The organism is Dyadobacter sp. Leaf189, from assembly GCF_001424405.1.
In the GTDB taxonomy this organism is placed as follows: Bacteria; Bacteroidota; Bacteroidia; order Cytophagales; family Spirosomataceae; genus Dyadobacter.
In genome coordinates this window covers 207,921-229,831 of sequence record NZ_LMPS01000004.1, presented here as the reverse complement: position 1 = coordinate 229,831, position 21,911 = coordinate 207,921, and the positions used below count along the sequence as shown (strand labels likewise).

Genomic DNA, 21,911 nt, shown 5'->3' with positions numbered 1-21,911 from the left:
TCACTCGCTGCGCAAGCTTTTTACAGGATTCAGCAAGGCTGCTTTAACGGCCTGGTAACTCACCGTGACCAGCGAAACCGCAATGGCCAATAAACCGGCGCCTGCAAATATCCACCAGGGCATGTTGGTATGGTAGGAGAAGTCACTTAACCACAGCTGCATCGCATACCAGGCTACCGGGATCGCAATTACGATCGAGATCAGCACCAGCAGCATGAATTCCCGGGAAAGCAATGCAGTAATGCTCATCACCGACGCGCCAAGTACCTTTCGTACACCTATCTCTTTCACCCTGTTCTCAGCCATGTAAGTGGCAAGGCCGAAAAGTCCCAGGCAGGATATGAAAATTGTCAGGCCTGCAAACAACCCCGTCAGTGTCGCAATGCGGCGGGTATCCTCATATTTCAATGCGTAATCTTCGTCGACAAAGTGGTATTCAAACGGATAGTCTGGGTTGTAGCGGCGGAAAACGGCTTCAATGGCCTTTACATGTTCCGCAGTTTCGGCACTATTGCTGAGCTTGATGTTTATCACATTGAAACTGCTTTGTGCGCCTTCGATTACCATTGGCCTGAGATGTTCGTAAGGAGAACCAATTAGAAAATCCTTTACAACACCCACCACGTGGTACGCCAGCTCGCCGTCTTTTACAATCTGCCCGATGGGATCTTCCAGGCGCATTACCTTGACGGCAGATTCGTTCAGCAGCATAGCCGAAGAATCTGACGGGAATTTGGTGAGGTCCATATCGCGGCCTGCAATGAGCTGCAATCCCGCCGTTTTCACCAGATCTTCATCCTCGCTAAACCGGTCGAAGTCAATTTTATCAGCGGGATTTTTACCTTTCCATTCAATTCCCCAGGTATCACTGTTAATGTAACTGAGCGGAGAAGCTGTTTTGGTCATCGAAGCAGCCACGCCGCTACTTACCAGTTCGCGTTTGATCTGGTCATAGTTCTTTTCAAGATCACCCGTTATCCAGTGAAATATAATTTGTCCGCGGTCGTAACCCGCATTCCGGTTTTGCGCGTGGCGGATTTGTCTTACAACCACCAGCGTAGAAATAATAAGTACAATTGCAAAGCTGAATTGAATGACAACCAAAACTTTCCGCGGATTGACCGTTGCATTGGTTCTCTTGAAAGTGCCTTTCAATATCTCGATCGGTTTAAAAGAAGATAGGAAGAATGCAGGATAACTGCCGGCAATAAGGCCGGTAAGCAGCACGAAGGAGAGCAGCGCCAGCCAGAAAGCAGCGCTCGTGTATGGGAGTTGCAGATTTTTACCAATCAATGTGCCGAATGCAGGCAGCGTAAGCACAACAGCTACAAATGCGAGTAACCCGGCGATGAAGGAGATCAATATCGATTCTCCGATAAACTGGCCGACCAGCCAGGATTTATTGGCGCCAGCCGCTTTCCTGATACCTACTTCCTTGGCGCGTTTTTCACTTCGGGCCGTGCTGAGGTTCATGAAATTGATGCAGGCGATAAGCAATATAAAGCCAGCTATAATGCTGAAAAGGCGCACAATAACAATGCGTCCACCCGCTATTTTACCATTTTCAAAATTGGAGTATAAATGCCATTTATGGATCGGATGAAGAAAAATTTCATTCTCCTCGGTGCGCGCAGAATGCCTGATTGTAACATCCCTGATCTTTTGATCCAGCAATGCAGGATCTGTATGGGGTTTGAGCTGTAAATAAGTCTTCACCGAATTATTGCCCCAGTGTTCGTCGTACTCGCCTGTCTTTTTCAGGTAATCCCAGGGGGCAGAAATTCAAAAGTGAAAGCGGTATTGGTGGGCAGGTCTTTCATAATGCCCGTCACCGTGAAATTATCCTTATCTATCGTAATGACCTTGTTCAATGCATCCTCGGTACCGAACATTTTAACAGCCATCCTCTGGGTTATTACGATCGAGCCTGCATTGCTGAGCGCTGTTCGTACGTCGCCTTGTAAAAGCGGGAAGTCGAACATGGTCAGAAAAGCAGCGTCCGTAACCATTGCTTCGCTCGATATCTTCTTTTCGCCTGCTTTCGTTACGTACCAGCGCGAATGGTTGCGTGACATCGCGGCAATTTCAGGAAATTCTTCTTTGAGCGTGGTGCCCAGGATCTTGGGCGTACCATCCCAGCACTGTAATTTACCGTCGAACGTTCCCCGGTTCCACGCCGTATAGAGATACGGCGCATTGCGGTGAAACCGATCATAGCTTACTTCATTGTAGATCCACAGAAGGATAAGAATGGCGCTGGCCATTCCCACAACAAGGCCCAGGATGTTGATAGCAGAGAATCCCTTGTTACGCAGCAGGTTTCTTACAGCAATCTTGAAATAGTTTTTGATCATGGCTAACAGATGATAAGTAAAACCGGGGTATGTTTTCCGCAGAAAAAAGACCTGTTGTTTACATTGTTGCTGATTTTACTAAAATATCCGGCCAAATGTTATTCCGCTGAAAAAAAGTAGGTTATTCGGTTCTGATTGTCTGAAATCGTTCGTTTATGAACAAGGAACGTCCAGTAGGGAACGCGTGAATATTTTGAATTCAGTCCGGGCGGCAAAAGGATCGTATGCAAAATTCGTATAACCGTATCTACTATAAAGCTTCTTTGCTCACAGGCGAACGAAAGTATAGGAAACGGAGGATTCCGGTTGGCACGGGATTTGAAATGTAACCGTTATCCAGGTTAATTAACTGGGTCGGTTGCGTTCCCGGCAGTACGATTTCCGGGTACAACCGAAATCATTTTTAATCACTTTACTATTATGAAAAAATTATTATTTGCTGCGGTACTGTTCCTGTCCGTACAATCAGCATTCGCACAATCATTCAGCATCGGCCCAAAAGCAGGGTTAAACATCAGCAACTATACCGGCGGTGACATTCAGTCTGACGCTTTGGTAGGTTACCATCTCGGCGGTATTATCAATTATGGATTTGGAAAGGTATTCTCTCTGCAACCAGAAGTTTTGTTTTCTACACAAGGTGCGAAAGTTGACAGAAATGGAAATAAGTCTGATTTCAAAATCAGCTACGTTACCGTTCCGGTGATGTTCAAGTTCAAAACAAATGGCGGCTTCTACGTAGAATTCGGACCGCAGGCTGGTTTTAGGACTTCATCCGATATTCCTGATCAAACGATCAACAACTTTGCTAAAAATCTGGATCTGGCAGCAGCAGGTGGTATTGGATACCAATCGCCGATCGGACTTGGAGTTGGCGTTCGCTATGTAGCAGGTCTTTCCAAAGTGGGAGATTTTACTGGTCAGAACATCAATCCTGATTTCAAAAACAGCGTGATCCAGGCCAGTTTATTCTGGGCGATCCCGTTGGTTAAGTAATCAAATTGGATCCTCAAAGAGAACGGACAGGCTAACCAGCCTGTCCGTTTTTTTATGTAGTTAGCTTTCAATCCGGTACACCTGCCTGTTCGTTCGGCTCACAATGCCGATTACCCTTAAAACTGACTTTGAAGTAATTGTATCCTTCGCTCGTTTTTTCTAAGTTTATAATCCACTTGCCATTCAGCTAATCTCTAACCCGGGTAGCGCAGTGATACTTCTTGAACTTATACTATTTATCGTCGCCGGGACAATCTGCTTTATCGTCAGCCAGATACTTAACTGGATTGACGAACGGTACCCCCCGGCCCCCCGAACCCCAAGAAAGCGGCGCGGGAAGATCAAGGCAGACCTGGATATGGTCCTGCATTCGTACCAGCAGGGGCTACTGAATGAAGAACAATACCTCGACCAAACCGACGAACTGATTGACGAACTGGCCGAATTAATGCATAAAAAATAAGCAGCTATCAAAAAAATGCCTTCCCGTTAAGAGAAGGCATTTTGCATTTATTTGCCTGCTTGCGGCGCCACATATTCGAGCCTCTGCTTGTCTTTCAATAGTTGTGCACGAAGCTGCGCATAATCTACATCCTGCACGGCCACTTTCTTATCAATAGCCAGTACCGCAGCCGAGGCAGCGCTCTGGCCAAGTATCATAAATACCGGCTCCATCCGGATTGACCCGAATGCAATGTGCGTGCTGGACAGGCAAACGGGTACCAGCAGGTTCTCGCATTCAGCCTTTTTAGGTACCAGCGATCCGTAGGAAATAGCGTAAGGTACCTTGGGATGTACGCCGATATCACCTTCATTTTGAACAAAGCCGTCCTCTTTCACATAACGCTGTGCATTGTGCGCGTCCAGTGAATAAGATCCCATTCCCACAGATTGGTTGACTGCCTTTTTGCCCAAAGTCTCATTTTCGGTCATTACTTCCTGGCCGATCATGCGACGTGCCTCGCGGACGTAGATCTGATGCGGCCAGCCGCCATTATCTTTGAATTCATCTTTTGGAAGGCCCCATTTTGCCATTTCCGCACGCACGCTGTCGGGAACATTCTTGTCATTTGTCAGATAATACATCAAGCCTTTCTGGTACAGCTCGTGTTCCTTGATGATCTGTTTTCTGCGCTCGTAAGTCGCATCAGGATAATCGTAGTTCTGACCAATGAAATCCGTGCTGAATGGACCGTGGTTGTTGGTGTCCGTCTTTTTATTGGGAATTGGATCGTACTTATCAAAAGTTTCTGACCAGCCTGCTTTGTAAACTCTTGCCAGCAGCTCGTATTTTGCAGGATCGTAACCTTCCGGTTTGGCAAACGGAATACGGTTGTCAGGATTAGCCGAAAGGCACATACGGAAGCAGTAAGCCTGGATCTTGTTGTCGCCATCGCCATTTTTCCCGATAGGCTCGGCAGATACATAGGGAAGCAGCCCGCTCTTCGGATCACCCTCGATCTTGTACGGACTCACATTCTTTTTGAAATAATGCCCGTGCTGGAAAACGCCCGCCTGAATCCCGTTCCATTCTTCATTGTAAACACTGTTGGCTTCACGTCCCACGTGGTATTTCACACCGGCTGAGGCCATTAAATCTCCTTCATAGGTGGCGTCAATGAACATTTTCCCTTTGAAGGTTTTGCCGCTCAGTGTCTTGAAAGATACAATCCTGCCGCCTTCCATTTTCACCCCTTTTTCGCGGTCTAGCCACTCATTGCGGTACACTTTCAGGTTATTTTCTTTGACAAAATCCTCAAAAACGCGCTCGGCTACTTTGGGTTCGAATATCCACATCGTGCGGTCGGCACCGTCCATGGCGGGCGTACCCTGGCCTTTGTTGCCATATTCTTCTTTCTTTTGCCACTGCCAGGCTGCGGGTTTGTCGTAATGCAGGTACACGCGGTGGTAAAACTCCCGCGCGAGCCCGCCGATCACCGATTTGTTACCCGTATCAGTAAAGCCCAGTCCGCCCGACGAAAGTCCGCCGAGGTGTGTGTCAGGTGATACCATGATCACCGATTTACCTTGCTTAACAACCTGTACCGCTGCCGTCACTGCGCCCGAAGTACCTCCGTAAACAATTACATCGGCTTCGAAATCATTTTTTTGGATATCCGCATACAACAAAGCGGGAAATAGGGCTGCAAATACAAATGCGACTAATTTTTTCATTATTAAAAAGGTTAGGTAAATTATTTAACTGCGGGTACCATCAGCACCGCATCTGCGAGCACAAGCCCGTCGGCTCCTTTATTGGACATTTCTACAAAAGCATTGGAACCCGCAGCAATATCGAAATCCCCTAAAAACACCCATTCACCCGAAGTTTGACCTACTACCTGCACGTCAGCAGTTTTAATCGAAACATTCTTCTGGTTTTTACCATCGGAAACTGTGAGCGGGATAATGGAAGACAATCCTGGCAGCTTGGGTAAATAAATGTAAGCTGCGTATTTGCCGGCTTTGGCTATTTCCGGCGTAAACCGGACAGTCTGCGTGCTTTTTGTAGTTGTGTCAGAAGCAAAAAACGAAGGTCCGTAGCCGCCTTTGTTGCCGGTATTCCATTTTCCTTCTACTTTAACATGCTGCTTATCTTCATTGTCAACAACCACGTGCTGGATTTTACCCGTTACCAGCGGATTCGCAGCCAGCTGCTTTTGCAGTTTTGCAACATCCACTTTCTGCACGGGCAGCTTGCCATCAATCGCCATTACAGCCGCCGCCGCTGCTGACTGGGCGAGCACCATGAATACCGGCTCCATCCGGATTGAGCCGTAGGCAATGTGCGTGGCAGACAGGCAAACTGGCACAAGCAGGTTGGTGCATTCGGCAGGTTTCGGAACAATCGCCTGGTAGGAAACAGGGTAGGGGCCAAAGCCGCCTACTTCCACATTACCTTCGTTTTTAACCATCCCATTCACCACAATGCGCTGAATATTGTGCGAATCCATCGTATAAGCGGCCATTCCTACACCGTCAGTTACTACCTTTTTTCCTTCACAATTGGCTTGTGTCATCACGTAGTTGCCCACCATTCTCCGCGCTTCACGTACATAAAGCTGCGGCGACCAGTTGCCGGTGTCGGTGTATTCATCTTTGGGATAACCCCATTTCAGCATTTCGCTTCTGAGTTCCTGAGGTACCCTCGGGTCGTGACCCACGAAATACAACAGACCTTTGGTATACACCTCGTGCTCTCCGATGATCTCCCCACGCTTTTTGTAGTCCGCATCGGGATACGCGTAGTTTGTTCCGATCATATCCGTAGAAAAGCCGTTGCGGTTGTTAATGTCCGTTTTGTTGTTCGGCATTTTGCTCCAGATGAAATAATCATTGAGCGTTTTCCGCTGCGGCTGCTTGTTCATCAGCCTTACCAGCAGTTCGTAGCGCGTAGAATCGTACCCGGCTGGTCTCGTGATCGGCAGCTGGTTAGCAGGATCGGAAGTGAGGCAAATGCGGTAATTGTATGCCTGTACCTTCTTGTCACCGGTTCCGTCAGGCAGCAACTTTTCGTCTGAAATGCCCCACAGCAGTCCGCTTTCAGGTTTGCCCAGGATTTTGTAGGGATCAATTCCGTCGGGGAACTGGTGGCCTGTCATCAGCTGCACCCCATTGATCGTCTCACCATATTCGGAATTCGCTTCCCTGCCTACTGCATAGGAAACGCCAGCACGCGCCATCAGATCGCCCTCGTAAGAACAGTCGATGAACATAGCCGCTTCGATCGTGGTATTGGTCGCGGGATCGGGTTTTGCGCTGTTTTCAAAAACAATGGAACTGATCGCCGTACCCTTCCTGGCTGCCGAAACAATCCTGTGCTGGTAAGTCACCTTAATGCCGGCTTCGTCCAGATATTGTTGCAGGTATTTCTTGGCTACGTGCGGCTCAAAGATCCATTGTTCAAACTTACCGTAATGCTTCCCAAGTCTGCGGTAAAAGTCCAGTGAAAGGCCTGAGATTGCATATTTATTGCCAATATCAGTTTGCCCCAAACCGCCCGAGGTCATACCGCCCAAATGCGAGGTAGGTTCGATAAGCGCGACTGTTTTTCCCATTTTCTTGGCTGTATAAGCCGCAATTACACCTGCTGCCGTGCCGCCGTAAATGCAGATATCCACTTTCCGGGCCGCCTGTCGCGGCGAGGAGCGGTACCCGGACGCAACAAAGGCAGTCAGGATCGTAAAGGCTACCAGTTTTATCCTCATTTCATGCTTGATTTAGTGAGTAGTTGTCAGTTTTCAATATCCCGGGTTTTGATCGGTAGGCTTGATCGCCTTGTTGTAAAGAAGCTCGGAGTTTGGGATCGGCCAGAGCATGTGCTTGTCTGCTACTACGATTTTCTTTGTTTCCAGAATCCGCTGCTTGGCGATACCCAATCTTTTAAGGTCATTCCATCTTTTACCTTCATACATGGTTTCGTAGCCTCTTTCCTGCACTACTTTATCTATAAAAGCAGTAAGTCCTGAAAAATCACTCAACTTGAAATCCACTGCCGAAGGTGCTTTGGAATTAAATCCGTAAGCCCGGCGGTGCACTTTGTTCAGACTTTCCAAACCCTCAGCTGTTGGTTTTCCATTTGCGCGGGCATCAGCCTCGGCATGAAAAAGAAGCAGATCAGCATAGCGGTACCAGGGATAATCGTTGCCTGCTCCTGCGGTTGCAGCCGGGTCACGGTATTTGCGGAATAGGCAGGAATTAGGCCCGAGCCCGATATCTACATTGTACAGAATGTGCGCTTTGCGGAGATCTTTGGCGTCCCAGTTCTTGATCACCGGGTTCGAAACCGAGTCGGTATACTGTGCGTACACCCCGCCAGGACCGTAGTAGTTAAACTTGTCAGTCTTGCGGTGGGCGTAGCTGACCAGGCCAAAACCCTGCTGACGGGAGTATTTGAAATAGAAGATTTCCTCGGTGGTATTGACAACCTCAGGGCCATATATTTTCTGGAAATCCTCAGAAGTAACCACTTCCACAAGCGAGTATTTGTTACTCTCTACAACTTCCTTCGACTTGGTCTGAGCGCCTGCCCAGTTTTCCTGATACAGGTATATCTCTGACAAAAGCGTTTTTGCTGCCCATTTGGTTGGTCTGCCGATTTCAGCCGGCACATCAGGTAACCCTGCTTCGGCTTCCAGCGCATCGGCAAGGATCAGTTTGTACACATCCTCTACGCTCGCACGGGGAATGTCGGCTACCGTCATATTTTCTTCCGTACGCAGCGGCACGCCGCCCCAGTTCCTTACCATTGCAAAATAGATCAGCGAACGCAGGTACTTCGCCTCGGCAACAAACATCGCCTTTTCTTCCGGGCTCGTACTGGTACCTTTCGGAACATTGCTGATCACCAGGTTCGCATTGCGGATAGACTGGTAAAAGTTGTCCCAGATCACAGCTACGCGGTTGATGTTGGTATTATCAAGTCCCTGGTAAAGACTCACGGCAGTTTGTGTACCGCGCGAATTTCCGTAATCGGCCAATCCTTCCAGCTGTGCAGGATAGTTGATGGAAAGTCCGTTATCGGAGCGCATCGGACCGTAAATGGCATTAACTGCCGCTTTGGCTTCCGAGGCAGTATTATAGAAGTTTTCAGAAGCCAGTGATTTTGGTTTTTCTTCCAGAAGGTCCGAGCAGGACATGAAAACCAGGGCTGAAAACAAGCAGGTGAATATCTTGTTCATTGTAAAATGTTTATGCTTTGTTAAAAATCAAAACCCAACTCTCAAACCTACTGTGGTCGTTTTTGCCGCAGGATACACATAGTGGTCGATCCCCTGTACAAACGAGTTGCCGCCTCCGTAGGAGTTTACTTCGGGATCATACCACGAGTATTTCGTGAAAGTGATCAGGTTCTGGCCGCTTACATAGATCTGCGCATTGCGGAGCCACTTCAATTCCAGTTTTGATACCGGCAGATTGTAGCTCAGCTGAATGTTTTTGAAACGCAGGTAAGAACCGTCTTCCACAAACCTGTCCGACATCTGTGCCTGGGAAGAAGTCCTGATGATCGGATACTTCGCGTCGGTGTTGGTGGGTGTCCAGTGATCCAGGTATACCTCACGCGGCATATTCAGAGCCTGTCCGTAATCGTAACCTTGTCCCTGCGCGCTGAGGTTGAAAATGTCATTGCCCTGAGATCCCTGAATGAAAATGTTCAGGTCAAAGTTTTTGTAGGACATCGACGAATTGAAGCCGTAGGTAAACTTCGGATTGGGGTTACCGATGATCTTTTTATCACCCGCGTCCCTCGCGCCGTTGTTGTTAAAATCTTCATAGGCGATAAAACCTTTGTCATCATACCCTTTCTCCACATACCCGTAAAAAGAGCCCAGTGGAAATCCTTCACGCAGAATGTTGACATTATCGTTCACAGCTGCACCAATCGTTTGTCCAAGGATATCATTGCCGCCGTACAGCTTCATGACCTTGTTTTTATTGATAGAAAGATTGGTTGAAATATTCCATTTAAATGCGCCTTCCAGTACGGCTGCATTCACGCCGAGTTCCAATCCTTTGTTCTGGATCTTCCCGATGTTCTGGATCGTGTAAGTATAGCCGAGCGACGAAGGAAGTGCCACGTTGTTCAGCAGGTCGCGGGTATTTTTGATGTAGTAATCGGCTGTCAATGTAAACCGGTTGTTCAGAATGCCCAGGTCTATTCCGATATCAGCCTGCGCGGTAGTTTCCCATTTCAAAGGTGCAGCCAGTCGTGTTCCGGGTGCGTAGTAAATGTTTAGCGCGTCGCCGAAAACAACCTGATTGGAAATAAGCTGGTTCAGGGTAAAATACGGGTTAATGGACGTGTTGCCCGTTTCGCCGTAACCCGCGCGGATTTTCAGGTCAGAAATAAAAGGAACGCTCTTGATAAAGTTTTCCTCAGAAACACGCCACGCCAGTGCCGCAGAAGGGAATGAACCCCATTTCTCGCCCTCGCTGTACCGCGACGATCCATCGGCACGGAAGCTGACAGTAGCCAGGATCTTGCTGTTGAATGTATAATTCACCCGCGCCAGATAGGAGAGTAGTGCCCATTTCTGGTAAGAAGAGAATGGTACCTCCTGCGTAGCAGCAGCACCTATGTCGTAGGTTTCCTGGTTATCACTGATAAAGCCGCTTCCCGCCGCTCTGAAAGCAGTAGCGGTGTAATCCTGGTACGTAAAGCCCGCGACCGCCGATATATTATGTTTACCGAAATCCTTGATGTAGTTGACCGTGTTTTCGCTCAGAAAGCTGGTAATCTGCGCAGTTTCGATGCGCGCCGAGCCTTTTGAGTTGACAAAACGGGTGGTAGTGTAGGTATCGGTTTTGTCATCGGTGTTCTCAATCCCGGCCAGTGTTTTGAAAGTCAAACCTTTTACCGGCTCAAAAGTCACTGCTGCATTGGTGAGCACTTTATTAGAGCGGATCTTGTCCGAAAAGTAGTTCAGATAGTTCAGCGGGTTGGTGATCACATTGGATCCCCAGGCGTAAGATTCCGCAAGTCTTGAATAGCTTCCATCCGGCAGAATAGGTGCGATTGTTGGATATCCCGACAGCATTGCCGACATCAATGTACCTCCCCGGTTGCCACGTTCCGAATTCTTGCGGTCGGAGTCAATGCGGCTGAGAATGGAGCTGATATCAAACTTGAACTTCTTGCTCAGATCCGAACTCAGATTAACCCGCAATGCATTACGCACGTAGTCACTGCCCTTAACAATCCCGTCCTGATTGAAATTACTCAATGCGACTGAAAAGCGCGTTTTCTCGGTACCCCCGCTCACAGTCACTGCGTGGTTCTGAACAGGTGCTTTGCGGAAAACAATGTCCTGCCAGTCGGTACCTTCGCCGAAGCTGTTGATCTGGTCCTGGGTAAAATGCGGCGCAACGCCGTCGTTAGCAGCCTGCTCGTTATAGAAATTGGCGTACTCGGTCGCATTCATCAGGTCGAGCTTCTTGCGGATCGTCTGAACGCCGTAATAACCTTCATAGTCTACATTGATGCGACCTGCTTTACCGCGTTTGGTAGAGATCAGTACCACGCCATTTGCCCCGCGTGAACCGTAAATAGCTGTTGCAGAAGCATCTTTCAGGACTTCAATGGATTCTATATCGGCATTGTTGAGGAGCGTCGGGTTACCTGAATACGGAAAACCATCCACCACATAAAGCGGCTCATTGCTGCCCTGAATGGAGTTGGTACCTCTCACGCGCACACTGATCGGACTGCCCGGAGCACCTGTGTTCTGCGACACGTACACGCCAGCCGCGCGGCCGGCGAGCGACTGCACCAGGTTTGTGGCCGGATATGCATTCAGTTCGGTTGATTTAATGGAAGCTACCGAGCCGGTCAGGTCGCTCTTTTTGACCTGGCCGTAACCGATTACTACAATCTCCTGCAAAGACTTGTCTTCCAGGACCATATTTACGATCAGTGCCGACTGGCTGCCGATCACAATTTCCTGCGACTGGTAACCTACAAAGCTGAAAATCAGCACTGCATTGGCAGTAGCGTCAGGTACATCTACCTGAAACTGCCCTTCTGCATCGGTGGTGGTACCGGTTTGCGTGCCTTTCAAAACCACGCTCACACCAGGTAACCCTGTGCCTTTTTCATCCAGGACTTTCCCGGAAATGTTTTTAGCAGGTTTTACAGCGCCCTCGCTTGCCTTTACATCCGGCAAGCTTCCCTGTCGTTTCAAAATGATGATCTTTCCTGAAATTTCGTATTGCAGTCCCAGCGGCGTAAGTACCTGATCCAGCACTTCATACAAAGGTTTGTCGTGGGCCGAAACAGTTACTTTTCTGGTTGAGTTGATCAGCTTGGAGCTGAATACAAACCGGACGTCGATCTGTTTTTCGAGCTGGGCGAGGACTTTCCTGACTTCACTTCCATTGGCGACAATGGATATTTTCTGACTGAGCAGCGTTTGTGCACGGCCCTCACGCGCATAACTGGTTCCTATCAACAAGAGGGCAAACAGGAGTTGGGTAGCTGTTATTCGCATCGTCCACTTTAATACCTGACGGCACTTTAAAGGTTTTTTCATAGATTTGATTGTTTTGTTAAGATTGAAAAGTTGGCAAAACAGCCCCCGCCTCCGAAATGGAGGTAAATGACGCCAATCATGTGGGGACAATAATCAGGAGTCGGTAATGCGGGAACATTGCCGGCTCTTTTTACTTGTTAGTCAGTGATTTCTGTTTTTTTGAGTAATGCGGGTTAAGGGTTTACAATTAAGACCAGGTACTTGCATTAATTCCGGCAGCCCCTGCTGTGAATGACGATCTGCCCGTCGATGATCTCGTAATTGGCCTCAATGGCTTTACAAATGATCGAAAGCTTCTCGTGCAGGGTCTGATTATCCAACATGGCGGTAACCGGACAACCGTTCAGCAGCTCTTCGTCGAAAATGATATCGATGCCATATGCCTTTCCAATCGACGCGATTGCCTGGCTGGCGGGCGTATCTTCAAACTCGAAGTGGGGTACCTGCGATTTGGAGACGATGATTTCGGGCTTTTCCACCAGCGTTTTGACCATTCTCACATCATCACGTTCGAATATGATTTTCTGATTGGGCGAAAGTACCACGCCTTCCTGCTCCCGCTTGCCAGCCTTTGCCTGCAAGCCCGCTCCGGCTTTGGTGAACACCGAAACGCGGCCTGTCTTTACCTCGACGGTGACCTGGTGCGACGATTCAAATGCATTGATCGTAAAACTGGTACCCAATACCTTGGTGATCAGCTCATTGGCATACACAAAAAACGGTCGGTCAGGGTCTTTGGAAATTTCAAAGAAGGCGTATCCATTCAGCACAACTTCGCGCTTCGAGTCGGTAAACCGGACGGGGTAAGTAATGCTGCTGCTGGGAGAAAGCGTGATCTGGCTGCCATCCGAAAGCTTTACTACCATCGGGTGGGCTGTTGCATTTGTCTTTTTAATTTGTTGCGGCTCTGACTGCTCCTGCGCCCGGCCGGTACTAAGTGTACCAATTGCCGGCAGTTGCTCATTGAGGTTTGAATGCGTCAGCCACCAACCTGCAACGATCAGCAATGCAACCGATGCTGCAAACCGGAACCAGACTGCCTTGTAAAACGGGCGCCGCGGCAATGTGCGCGTGCCGGGTTCCTGGCCAGTCTGCTGTATTCTTGCCACTGTATTTTTAACGATACTGTCGATCTCGGAGGCAGATAGCTCTGGTTCGTTTGTGCGCAGGGCCAATACCACCTGACGCGCCTGCCGGGTAACAGGCATTATCTGCGGGTTTTCTGCGAGCCATTGCGTCCACGCAGCGTCACTTTCGCGCGTAGGAGCGAGTACCCACTGTCTGAAAAACGGATCCCAGACAAAGTCCTCAGCTTCAAAATTTAGGTATTGGTCCATACAAGAATTTGCGTCTATGATACGATAGACAAAAACAGGTACGGGATACCAATAATTTTTTAAATTATTTCTGGATAAAAGATAAAAACCAGTTTTCGTGACAGAATAAAGCAGGTTTTTACACAAACAAATGGATGAGCGCAAATACGATAAATTCGGCTTTCCAGTGATTTTGAAGCTGCTTGATCGCTATCTGGAGCAGGTTAGAGACTGTTTGCGGGGATACTTCCATGATCTCGGAGATTTGGTGGCGCTCCAACTCCTGGAAGAATTTCAGGTAAATCACCTCTTTCTGGCGGCGCGGAAGTTCGTCTACCAGCTTTTTAAGTTTATGTGTCAGTACCAGGGTCGATTCGTTATCAATGTACTCCTGCTCCACAGAAAACTCGATTTCGAAGGTACCTTCCTGGTTATCAAAAGGTTCGTCTGAAAGCCGCGATTTGCCGGTAATGTTGCGGTGCATCAGTCTGCGTAGCGAGGCCATCATATAAGGTTTGACGGCGATATCGGTGCTCAGGTTCTGCCGTTTTTCCCAAAGTGCCAGAAAAAGGTCCTGAATGCAGTCTTTGACAAACTCCTTGTCTCTTGAAAACTTACTGCCATAATGAAAAAGCGCCCGGAAGTGAGAGGACATCAACTGATCAAATGCAGTTACATCACCCGCAACAAACCGCTGCCACAACGCTTGATCGTCGGGCGCTTCGGAACGGGGCAATGCTATTTTCATCAGGAGTTTCGGTTTATTATCCAAAATAATGATAAATAACCTGTAAATCACAATATTCCTGTGAAATTGATCATATTAAAAGCTCACCACCGCCCTTTTTAATGCGCTTACACACCGCTGAAAACAAATGAAAATTGCTTGGCGTAGGTTACGACAGGAAAGAGTGTGAAGATTTAAGGTGGACCTACCGGGATCTTCCACAAAGTGCATTTGATATGTACGCCAGATTTACGTACATTAGCTTGCAGGTGATGGATGATGCCTTACCTGAAAGCTAATATATATAACAGAATAGCAATGGCAACATTAGTAAATGACCGCATAGATGTACGGATCAGCAGAGAACAAAAGGAGCTGATCAAGTATGCTTCGGCGCTCCGCGGGTTTAAGAGCCTGTCAGAGTTTATTATTTATTGCGTCAATACAGAGGCGGGTAAAATTATCATGGATAATGAGAAGGTGTTAAAGACGATCGAAGACAAGAAGATTTTTGTAGATGCCATTCTGAATCCGCCAGCTCCGGGGGAAGGTCTTAAGAAAGCGCAATCAGCGGCCTTAAACCATGAAATAGATGGGATTTAGCATCAGTATTCTAAATAGTACCCATAAAAAAGAAAACTTCTGTTGTGACAGGGAGTCTTTAGACGATTACATTAAAAAACAGGCAAAGCAGGACGTAAAACGTTCACTATCGATCTGTTATGTGTTGGAGGATAGCGAAGGTGTAGTCAAGGGGTATTTTACTCTTTCGGCCGCATCAGTTTCGCGCGAAGATATGCCTGAGACAATGCTTGTAAAACTACCCAGGGGATATGCGGATTTCCCGGCAACATTGCTTGGCAGGCTGGCTCTCGACAAAACCGTGAAGGGACAAAAACTTGGATCTGCGTTGCTTTATGCAGCATTAAAGAAAGGCCTGATCAACGCTGAAGTAATTGCGTCACTAGCAGTAATCGTTGATCCGCTGGATAGCGACGCAAGAAAATTCTACGCCAGACACGAGTTTATAGACCTGCCTGGCAGCGGGCGGATGTTTCTCCCGATGGCGACAATCAGGAAGTTGGTTGAGCAGGAAAGAACTATTTAACAAACCAGCTTATACAATACTTACTGTTCCGCCTGAACACACCCAACGCTTTTACAGCTGAAACGGATTGACAATATACTCGGCCCGGTAAATAGGACTTGAAGTACTTAAAGTCCAGATTACTTGCCCGGTCTGGTCTGTTTTGATCAGCTTTCCGTTGGTTGCGCTGGCGGATAGAATATTTCCATCCGGCAGCATCATGGTGCTTCCCATAATGGCAGAATAAAGATCGGGTGAGAAAGTCGCGTGAATCTTGCTTGTTGCTTCCATTGTCGTTTCATTCAGTGTAAATGAAAGCACGCGGGAGATTGGCCTGGCAGCAGATCCATTGTCAAAAAGCATGATCTCGTCGTTTGCATTTCGGTGTGCAAAATGCTGAAAGAGGAAATCAGAGCCTGCCGGCATTTTGACAGTCCCGTTTTTACCCAACTTCCACATTACTTTTCCCGAAACTGCATTGATCTTCCAGACCTGCGAGAGTGCGCGCAGGGAAATGATGTAGTTGTTGTCCTTATCGATCACCAGCGAATTTCCCCAGGGCTGCGCATAGTTTGTAGGATCAATGTGCGTCAACTCGTTAAAGGTCGACCAGGACCATATCTTATTACCCTGGCTATCGAGCACCAGGATACCGTCACCGGGAAGATTGTCTTTGAACTCGTTGGTGATCGCCACAACATTTCCTTTGCTATCCATTTGAAAATCATGGTGAATCGATTTGTCAAACCCTTTTTCACCCATTTTGAAATAAGACAGCGTATCGCCGGCGAGTGAAGTTTCAAGGATAATGTTACCGTCTGCCATCGGGTTCGCATTTTCATCCAAAAGAATCAATAGCGAATGCTTGGGCGTAAAGCGCGCCGTTTTGATCACGTATTTGGCAGGAGGAGACCAGTACCAGGCGATTTTACCATTTTTGTCAAGAATGACCAGCCCATTGGGCTTGGTAGAAGGTACCAGAAAGTAGTATCCCGGCAAATTTTCCCGGATACTGTTTTTGCTTTCATCATAATACGCTTTCAGCCAGGCGGGCATTTCGGCTGTGGTAAAGCTTTTTACATCGCCCGTCTGCTCCGCTCCGTCTTCCGCTTTTGAGATAATGCGGTAGTTGTAGGCCATATTTTCTTTGAGCTCAAAAAGCGCAATCGAGTGGCTCTTTTTTGATGAAGAAACGGGCGACGAAACTGCATTGCTCTCGCTCCCCGCAGCAGGCCAGTACTTCACATTGGCTTCCGATTCTTTGGACAAGGTAAACTTGATCCTGGCCGTCAATGCAGCTACACCGCTGTTTAAAACCGTAGCGGATTGAACCTGCGGCGCCACAACGGCATTGTCGCTCTCGCAGGAAAAACCGATTCCTGCAAGAGCGACAAATAAGTATAGATTGATTTTTCTAAACATCGCTTATTCTTTGTCCCACCAAACTCTTTTCAGCCAGTCGTCAGCGCCGCCGATCCTGCCGATTGCCTCGGTATAATTCGTCGGGTTTTGTACAGCCTCTGATTCAGGATAGAAGAAACGACGCGGTATCACGCCATTGGTGCCGCTGGTGTACCAGTCCACCGAAGTAAAAGGCACTAATTTGGGGTAACCGGTTCTCCGGAAATTGGAGTAAGCCTCGCTTCCATTCAGGAAGAAGTTCACCCACATTTGCTCGTGGATCACCTTCATCCGGCCGTCCAGCGTAGTTGGGAAAACAGCGTAATTAGCTTTCAATGCATCAATAGCCGATTGCGCAATTGCTGGCGCGCCGGGGTAGCTGCTCATCATTTCGCAGCCCGCCTGAATGCCCTTCATGAAATGGTCCTGCGGATTGGTTTGTCCGCCCCAGCCGCGTGAGGCAGCTTCGGCAAGCAGCAGCTCCACCTCCGCATAAGTCAGGTGAAAAAACGGTGCATTGAATGCGGCTACGTATTTGCTGGGCTGCATTCTGCGGTAAGCTGTTGGAACCACCACGCTCTGCCCGGAAGCAAGCTTGATCGTTTGATCCGGCATCCACACATTCCACGACATACCTCCGTAAGTCAAGCCTTCCTGCAGATAGGGGGTAATATCCAGATTGTTGTTGTTGTCGATCGCTTCGCTGCCGTTAACAGGCAGGTAAGTGCCTCCGTAAATGAACAAACGGGGATCTTTGGTCGCTTTCAGGTGGTCTACCAAAGTATTCGCCAGCCTGAAACCCGAAGAGGAAACATCTGCCTGGAATACCTGTGAGCGGCCATTACCGCGGTTTTCACCGAAAGTATAGTTAATGGATTCGTGGCGCATCATGCAGGTATAGCTGTTGTCAGTCATCACACCGCCTGCAATGGCCGCTTCCACCTGCTGTTTGGCAAGGTCGGGCTTCACTTTGGTGAGCCGGAATCCAAGCCGCAGCCGCAGCGAGTTGCCGAACTTCATCCATTTATCCACATTTCCATCATAAAATGCGTCGCCCTGCACTGTGCCTTTGGTCGCATCCATTGCTTTGACAGCCGCATCGAGTTCACTGAAAAAGCTGTTGTAGATTTCTTCCTGCGTATCGTATTTAGGTAAAAAGATCTTGTCTGTGTACCCTTTGATCGCCTCCGAGTAGGGGATATCCCCGTAAAGGTCGGTAAGCCTTGAAAAGATGTACACCCGCAAAATCCGCGCTGCCGAATTGATATTCACCTGTGCAGGATCGTTTGTAGTCCGGTTGATCAGGTCCTGGATGTTTTTCAGGTCACGGGGATAGGTGGTTTCCCAGAGCGTGTACCACTGACCTTTATCCAGAATGCGGTACTGGCCCCCGTGCTGCGTCCACCAGGAGCCTGCCAGGTGCTGCACCAGCGGCGAGCTGATCGCCAGGTCATAGCGCCACACATCTTCGCGCTGGCCCGACAGGTCAGCCTGTACCTTGGTAAGCTGCACGCCCGGAGAGATCGTGGAAAAGCCCGCAGGGTTCTTGTTTAATTCTTCAAAATGCTCGGTACAGCCCTGCATGAGCATCGCAAGCGCCGCCAGTGAATATATGATCTTTTTCATGTTCAATGTCTTGTTTAAAATTTCACTACCAGATTGAAACCGTATCTTCTGCGGCCAGGCAGAGAGCCGTATTCAAAGCCTTGTCCATTGCCGTTATTGTAGTTCGACTCCGGGTCAATGTTGGGCGTGTTCTTGCTGATAATCCACAGGTTACGTCCGATCACACCGAGTGTAATGGTTTTGAAAGGCGTCTTTTTCAGCAACGAGCTTGAAAAGGTATAGTTAAGTCCCAGGTCGCGCAGCTTGATGTAGCTCGCATCGTAAATAAACGGCTCAGGGATGTTGTTCCCAATGCTCTGCCAGTAAGCCGCAGGACTGATCGGGATCGTGTTCGGCGCTCCTTCCTGGTTCACACCCACGCCGACAAAGCCTCTGTTGGCACGGTCGACATAGTACGGACTTGCAGGATCATCCAGGTTAGCTTCCTGGCCTGCCGCCTGTGCAGCGGCTTGTGCCAGCTGGCGCTCGCGCTGGTATGCATTCCAGCCTTCGCGGCCTTCTTCCGTATTGGCGTGTGAACCGTTCATGTGCATAGTCATGTTGGTCATTGAGAATAAATCGCCGCCTACGCGCACGTCAAACGCCGCTTTCAGTTGCAATCCTTTGTAACCGACAGACGTAATCACCCCGCCTGTCCAGTCGGGAAGCGTGTTGCCTAATGCGATTGGTCTTGCTGTCGGGAGCGGCTCTCCGTTGCTGCTGTTATACACACGGTTTCCATTATCGTCGCGCAAAAATCCATTTCCCATGATCGTTCCGAAAGGCTTGCCTTTTTCAGCGATGATCGTCGCGCCGGCCCAGCGTGCTTCCGCCACCGTGAAGGTTTCAAGCAGGTCGCTCAGCTCGACTACTTCGTTGACATTTTTTGCAAAATTCAATGACAAATCCCATTGAAAACCATTATCCAGCTTCACAGGCGTCGTATTAAGAAGGATCTCCACACCGCGGTTTCTCAGCTTGGCGGCATTCAGTGAAGCTGTATTGAAGCCCGTTGTCTCAGGAACCGTAATATCAAGCAAAACGTCGTTTGTTACTTCATCATAGTAGGTAAAGTCCAGCCCGATGCGGTCGTGGAACAGACGGATATCAGTTCCCAGCTCGAAAGAAGTCTTGATCTGCGGTTTAAGATTCGCATTCGGAATAGAGCCGCCCAGGATTTCTCCCATAGGTAACCCACGTATCGAGCGGCCTGTCAGACTGTATGCGAAAGTGGTTTTGTACGGATCAAAATCACTACCAACCTGTCCCAATGAAGCCCTGATCTTGGCAAAAGAAAGCACCGGCGATTCGATCTTGAATGCGTCCGTTACCACAAAGCTCGCATCGACGGAAGGGTAAAAGAAGGAATTGTTCTGAGGAGGAAGGGTGGAAGCCCAGTCGTTTCTGCCCTGCATGTTCAAAAACAGGAACTCGCGGAAGCTCAGCTGCGCGCTGGCAAAAACCGATTGGATCTCCTTGCGGTTGTCAAAAGGCTGGATCAGCTTCTCTGTAAAGTTGACCAGATTGGCCGTTCCTGGCTGGATGATCTGCGTCGCGCTGATGTTATTTCCCTTGCTGCGGTACTTCATCAGGTTAGCGCCCACCATGGCCGAAATCTTGAAATCTTTCCCCAGGTCTTTGTTGAAATTGAACAAACCCTGAAAATTGGTTTCGTTCGTATTCATCGAAAGCTGGTTTAATGCGCCTCCGTCGTAAGCCGGGGTGTATTTATCGTAAAAATTCTCGTGGTTGAATGTAAAAAAGTCGGTACCTGCCTGCAAGTTGAGGCTGAACATGCTATTGAATGTATAATTCATGTTCAGGTAACCGCCCGCTCTTTCCTTGGTACTTCTGTTGAAGGTTTTGTTGAGCGTCCAGTATGGATTCGAGCGGTAAATATTACCCGTGTAGTTTTTATAAGTCCCGTCCGGGTTGGTATAATCCTGTAACCATGCCTGGTCAAAGTTGGCAGCAAGGCCTAGCAAACCATTCCCGATGTTATTTACCTCGTCAGTCAACGCAGGCCGGTTTTTCACTTTCTCCGTCATGTAATTGATCTTGGCATCTACCGAAAGCTTGTTGGTAACCTTCGATGTAGCGCGGATCGCGAAAATGTTTTTGTCATAACCGCTTTTTGGTACAATATCCGTGTTGGTGATATTGGAATACGACATTCTGACCGTGTTATCATCTTTGCCGCCCGACACTGCGATCGTGTTCATCGCCGTTCTGCCCATTCTGAAAAAATCCTGGATATTATCGTCCATGTACCGGTAGGGGCGCACCGTGCCGTCTGCCTGGGTAATGGTTTCAAAATCGGTAAACTTGGGTCCCCAGTTGCTGGTGATATTTCTTGCCTGCAAAGGGTCAGTCGGGAAAACGCCGTCATTTCCCTGTCCATAGGTTTTCTGGCGCTCGTCCATGCGGGTGGAAATTTCATCCAGTGTAAATGAGCTGTTCAGCTCCACACCAACTCCCTTGTTTGCCTTGCCGCTTTTGGTAGTGATCAAAATCACCCCGTTCAATGCCCGGCTTCCGTACAATGCCGCCGCTGCCGATCCTTTCAGTACCGAAATGGACTCGATATCGTTGGGGTTAATGTCGGAAAGACCGTCGCCAAGGTCGAACCCGCCCCATTGACTTGCGCTTCCGATGTTACCATTCACCGCCGGCACCCCGTCAATCACATACAAAGGCTGGTTGCTGCCCTGCAATTCCCGGATCCCCCGGATCACCACACGGCTTGAACCCGTAGGACCAGCCGTGGTAGAGGAAATATTGACGCCCGCTACCTTTCCGGCAATGGACGCAATGGCATTGGTTTCACCATTGTTGGCAATATTCTCCGCGCCTACATCAGACACGGCGTAGCCCAGTGCACGCTTCTCGCGTTTGATCCCGAGTGCCGTTACAGTTACCTCGGAAAGCACCTGCGTGTCTGCATTCAAAGAAACATCAATGGTAGTCTGCGTACCCACAGTAACATCTTTCGGGGCATATCCGATAAACGAAAAAGTAAGCACGCCGCCGCCCGGTACATCAATGGAGTAGTTACCATTGGATCCCGAGGCAGTGCCCTGGTTGGTGCCTTTTACGAGCACGGAAACGCCCGGAAGCGGCTCGTTGGTTTCTGCATCTTTGATAAAACCTTTCACGGTCACGTTCTGTGCGCGAACCTGGAAGGCGAGAAGCAGAAAAAGAATGAGAGGAGAAATTCTTTTCATAGAGTTGTTAGTAGATAATTTTGCAAGGGTACAGAATTTAGAAAGAGTAGTTTGTTGCTGTCCAACAATGCAATACATTGTTTTGTTGCGCCTAAATGCAAAACTAGTTACATAATGCATGCAGATCAGGTATCCAAATGTTACATATTGCATTATCAGGCGTTACCTGCGG

At 48.6% G+C, this 21,911-nt stretch carries 15 protein-coding genes; 4 read left to right on the top strand and 11 right to left on the bottom strand.

Features of this window, described 5'->3' with window-relative positions; all coding sequences use genetic code 11:
* Together ASG33_RS10265 and ASG33_RS26050 are read right to left on the bottom strand one after the other, a co-directional pair.
* Positions 1 to 1,716 carry an FtsX-like permease family protein gene (locus tag ASG33_RS10265; RefSeq protein WP_229238618.1) on the bottom strand — a complete coding sequence of 572 codons (1,716 nt, stop codon included), beginning with the start codon at positions 1,714 to 1,716 and terminating at the stop codon, positions 1 to 3.
* A 41-nt stretch (positions 1,717 to 1,757) separates the two neighbouring features.
* Positions 1,758 to 2,354: an ABC transporter permease gene (locus ASG33_RS26050; protein WP_229238617.1), complete on the bottom strand. Its 597-nt coding sequence runs from the start codon at positions 2,352 to 2,354 to the stop codon at positions 1,758 to 1,760.
* 420 nt (positions 2,355 to 2,774) lie between these two features.
* Between ASG33_RS26050 and ASG33_RS10260 the strand changes: the two genes are divergently transcribed.
* Complete coding sequence (locus ASG33_RS10260; RefSeq protein ID WP_056283998.1) at positions 2,775 to 3,350, top strand: porin family protein; 576 nt, start codon at positions 2,775 to 2,777, stop codon at positions 3,348 to 3,350.
* 211 nt (positions 3,351 to 3,561) lie between these two features.
* Positions 3,562 to 3,813 (top strand): hypothetical protein, encoded by a 252-nt coding sequence (locus ASG33_RS10255; protein WP_056283995.1) that lies wholly within the window; start codon positions 3,562 to 3,564, stop codon positions 3,811 to 3,813.
* A gap of 47 nt (positions 3,814 to 3,860) precedes the next feature.
* Here ASG33_RS10255 and ASG33_RS10250 read toward each other — a convergent pair whose 3' ends face one another.
* The 6 genes from ASG33_RS10250 to ASG33_RS10225 all read right to left on the bottom strand — a co-directional run bounded on the left by ASG33_RS10250 (position 3,861) and on the right by ASG33_RS10225 (position 14,443).
* Complete coding sequence (locus ASG33_RS10250; protein ID WP_056283992.1) at positions 3,861 to 5,525, bottom strand: FAD-dependent oxidoreductase; 1,665 nt, start codon at positions 5,523 to 5,525, stop codon at positions 3,861 to 3,863.
* 20 nt (positions 5,526 to 5,545) lie between these two features.
* Positions 5,546 to 7,558, bottom strand: a complete 2,013-nt coding sequence (locus tag ASG33_RS10245; protein WP_056283989.1) for an FAD-dependent oxidoreductase — start codon at positions 7,556 to 7,558, stop codon at positions 5,546 to 5,548.
* 33 nt (positions 7,559 to 7,591) lie between these two features.
* Positions 7,592 to 9,031, bottom strand: a complete 1,440-nt coding sequence (locus tag ASG33_RS10240) for a RagB/SusD family nutrient uptake outer membrane protein (protein ID WP_056283987.1) — start codon at positions 9,029 to 9,031, stop codon at positions 7,592 to 7,594.
* Positions 9,032 to 9,058: 27 nt separating this feature from the next.
* Entirely contained in the window at positions 9,059 to 12,379 is a 3,321-nt protein-coding gene (locus ASG33_RS10235) for a TonB-dependent receptor (RefSeq protein WP_229238616.1), read from the bottom strand.
* Between the two features lie 206 nt (positions 12,380 to 12,585).
* Positions 12,586 to 13,716: a FecR family protein gene (locus ASG33_RS10230; RefSeq protein ID WP_056283984.1), complete on the bottom strand. Its 1,131-nt coding sequence runs from the start codon at positions 13,714 to 13,716 to the stop codon at positions 12,586 to 12,588.
* 118 nt (positions 13,717 to 13,834) lie between these two features.
* The gene (locus ASG33_RS10225) at positions 13,835 to 14,443 is read right to left on the bottom strand and encodes an RNA polymerase sigma factor (RefSeq protein WP_056286336.1); all 609 of its coding nucleotides are present in this window, start codon (positions 14,441 to 14,443) and stop codon (positions 13,835 to 13,837) included.
* A 297-nt stretch (positions 14,444 to 14,740) separates the two neighbouring features.
* On the opposite strand from ASG33_RS10225, the gene ASG33_RS10220 reads away from it, so the two are divergent.
* Together ASG33_RS10220 and ASG33_RS10215 are read left to right on the top strand one after the other, a co-directional pair.
* Positions 14,741 to 15,025, top strand: coding sequence for a DUF1778 domain-containing protein (locus tag ASG33_RS10220; RefSeq protein WP_056286333.1), 285 nt, complete (start codon positions 14,741 to 14,743; stop codon positions 15,023 to 15,025).
* Positions 15,015 to 15,530: an N-acetyltransferase gene (locus tag ASG33_RS10215; protein WP_056283981.1), complete on the top strand. Its 516-nt coding sequence runs from the start codon at positions 15,015 to 15,017 to the stop codon at positions 15,528 to 15,530. The genes ASG33_RS10220 and ASG33_RS10215 overlap by 11 nt, the downstream gene beginning before the upstream one ends.
* A 51-nt stretch (positions 15,531 to 15,581) precedes the next feature.
* Here the strand turns inward: ASG33_RS10215 and ASG33_RS10210 are convergent, their stop codons facing one another.
* Genes ASG33_RS10210 through ASG33_RS10200 form a run of 3 tightly spaced genes read right to left on the bottom strand, consistent with a single transcriptional unit; the run spans position 15,582 to position 21,739 of the window.
* Positions 15,582 to 16,931 (bottom strand): aryl-sulfate sulfotransferase, encoded by a 1,350-nt coding sequence (locus ASG33_RS10210; protein ID WP_056283978.1) that lies wholly within the window; start codon positions 16,929 to 16,931, stop codon positions 15,582 to 15,584.
* Between the two features lie 3 nt (positions 16,932 to 16,934).
* Positions 16,935 to 18,536 carry a SusD/RagB family nutrient-binding outer membrane lipoprotein gene (locus ASG33_RS10205; RefSeq protein WP_056283975.1) on the bottom strand — a complete coding sequence of 534 codons (1,602 nt, stop codon included), beginning with the start codon at positions 18,534 to 18,536 and terminating at the stop codon, positions 16,935 to 16,937.
* Positions 18,537 to 18,550: 14 nt separating this feature from the next.
* Positions 18,551 to 21,739, bottom strand: coding sequence for a SusC/RagA family TonB-linked outer membrane protein (locus ASG33_RS10200; RefSeq protein WP_056283972.1), 3,189 nt, complete (start codon positions 21,737 to 21,739; stop codon positions 18,551 to 18,553).
* Positions 21,740 to 21,911 lie beyond the last annotated feature (172 nt).

Coding starts and splice junctions, on each gene's coding strand:
- ASG33_RS26050 (WP_229238617.1), bottom strand. CDS start 2,354: ATGATCAAAAACTATTTCAAGATTGCTGTAAGAAACCTGCTGCGTAAC.
- ASG33_RS10260 (WP_056283998.1), top strand. CDS start 2,775: ATGAAAAAATTATTATTTGCTGCGGTACTGTTCCTGTCCGTACAATCA.
- ASG33_RS10250 (WP_056283992.1), bottom strand. CDS start 5,525: ATGAAAAAATTAGTCGCATTTGTATTTGCAGCCCTATTTCCCGCTTTG.
- ASG33_RS10245 (WP_056283989.1), bottom strand. CDS start 7,558: ATGAGGATAAAACTGGTAGCCTTTACGATCCTGACTGCCTTTGTTGCG.
- ASG33_RS10240 (WP_056283987.1), bottom strand. CDS start 9,031: ATGAACAAGATATTCACCTGCTTGTTTTCAGCCCTGGTTTTCATGTCC.
- ASG33_RS10235 (WP_229238616.1), bottom strand. CDS start 12,379: ATGAAAAAACCTTTAAAGTGCCGTCAGGTATTAAAGTGGACGATGCGA.
- ASG33_RS10230 (WP_056283984.1), bottom strand. CDS start 13,716: ATGGACCAATACCTAAATTTTGAAGCTGAGGACTTTGTCTGGGATCCG.
- ASG33_RS10225 (WP_056286336.1), bottom strand. CDS start 14,443: ATGAAAATAGCATTGCCCCGTTCCGAAGCGCCCGACGATCAAGCGTTG.
- ASG33_RS10220 (WP_056286333.1), top strand. CDS start 14,741: ATGGCAACATTAGTAAATGACCGCATAGATGTACGGATCAGCAGAGAA.
- ASG33_RS10215 (WP_056283981.1), top strand. CDS start 15,015: ATGGGATTTAGCATCAGTATTCTAAATAGTACCCATAAAAAAGAAAAC.
- ASG33_RS10210 (WP_056283978.1), bottom strand. CDS start 16,931: ATGTTTAGAAAAATCAATCTATACTTATTTGTCGCTCTTGCAGGAATC.
- ASG33_RS10205 (WP_056283975.1), bottom strand. CDS start 18,536: ATGAAAAAGATCATATATTCACTGGCGGCGCTTGCGATGCTCATGCAG.
- ASG33_RS10200 (WP_056283972.1), bottom strand. CDS start 21,739: ATGAAAAGAATTTCTCCTCTCATTCTTTTTCTGCTTCTCGCCTTCCAG.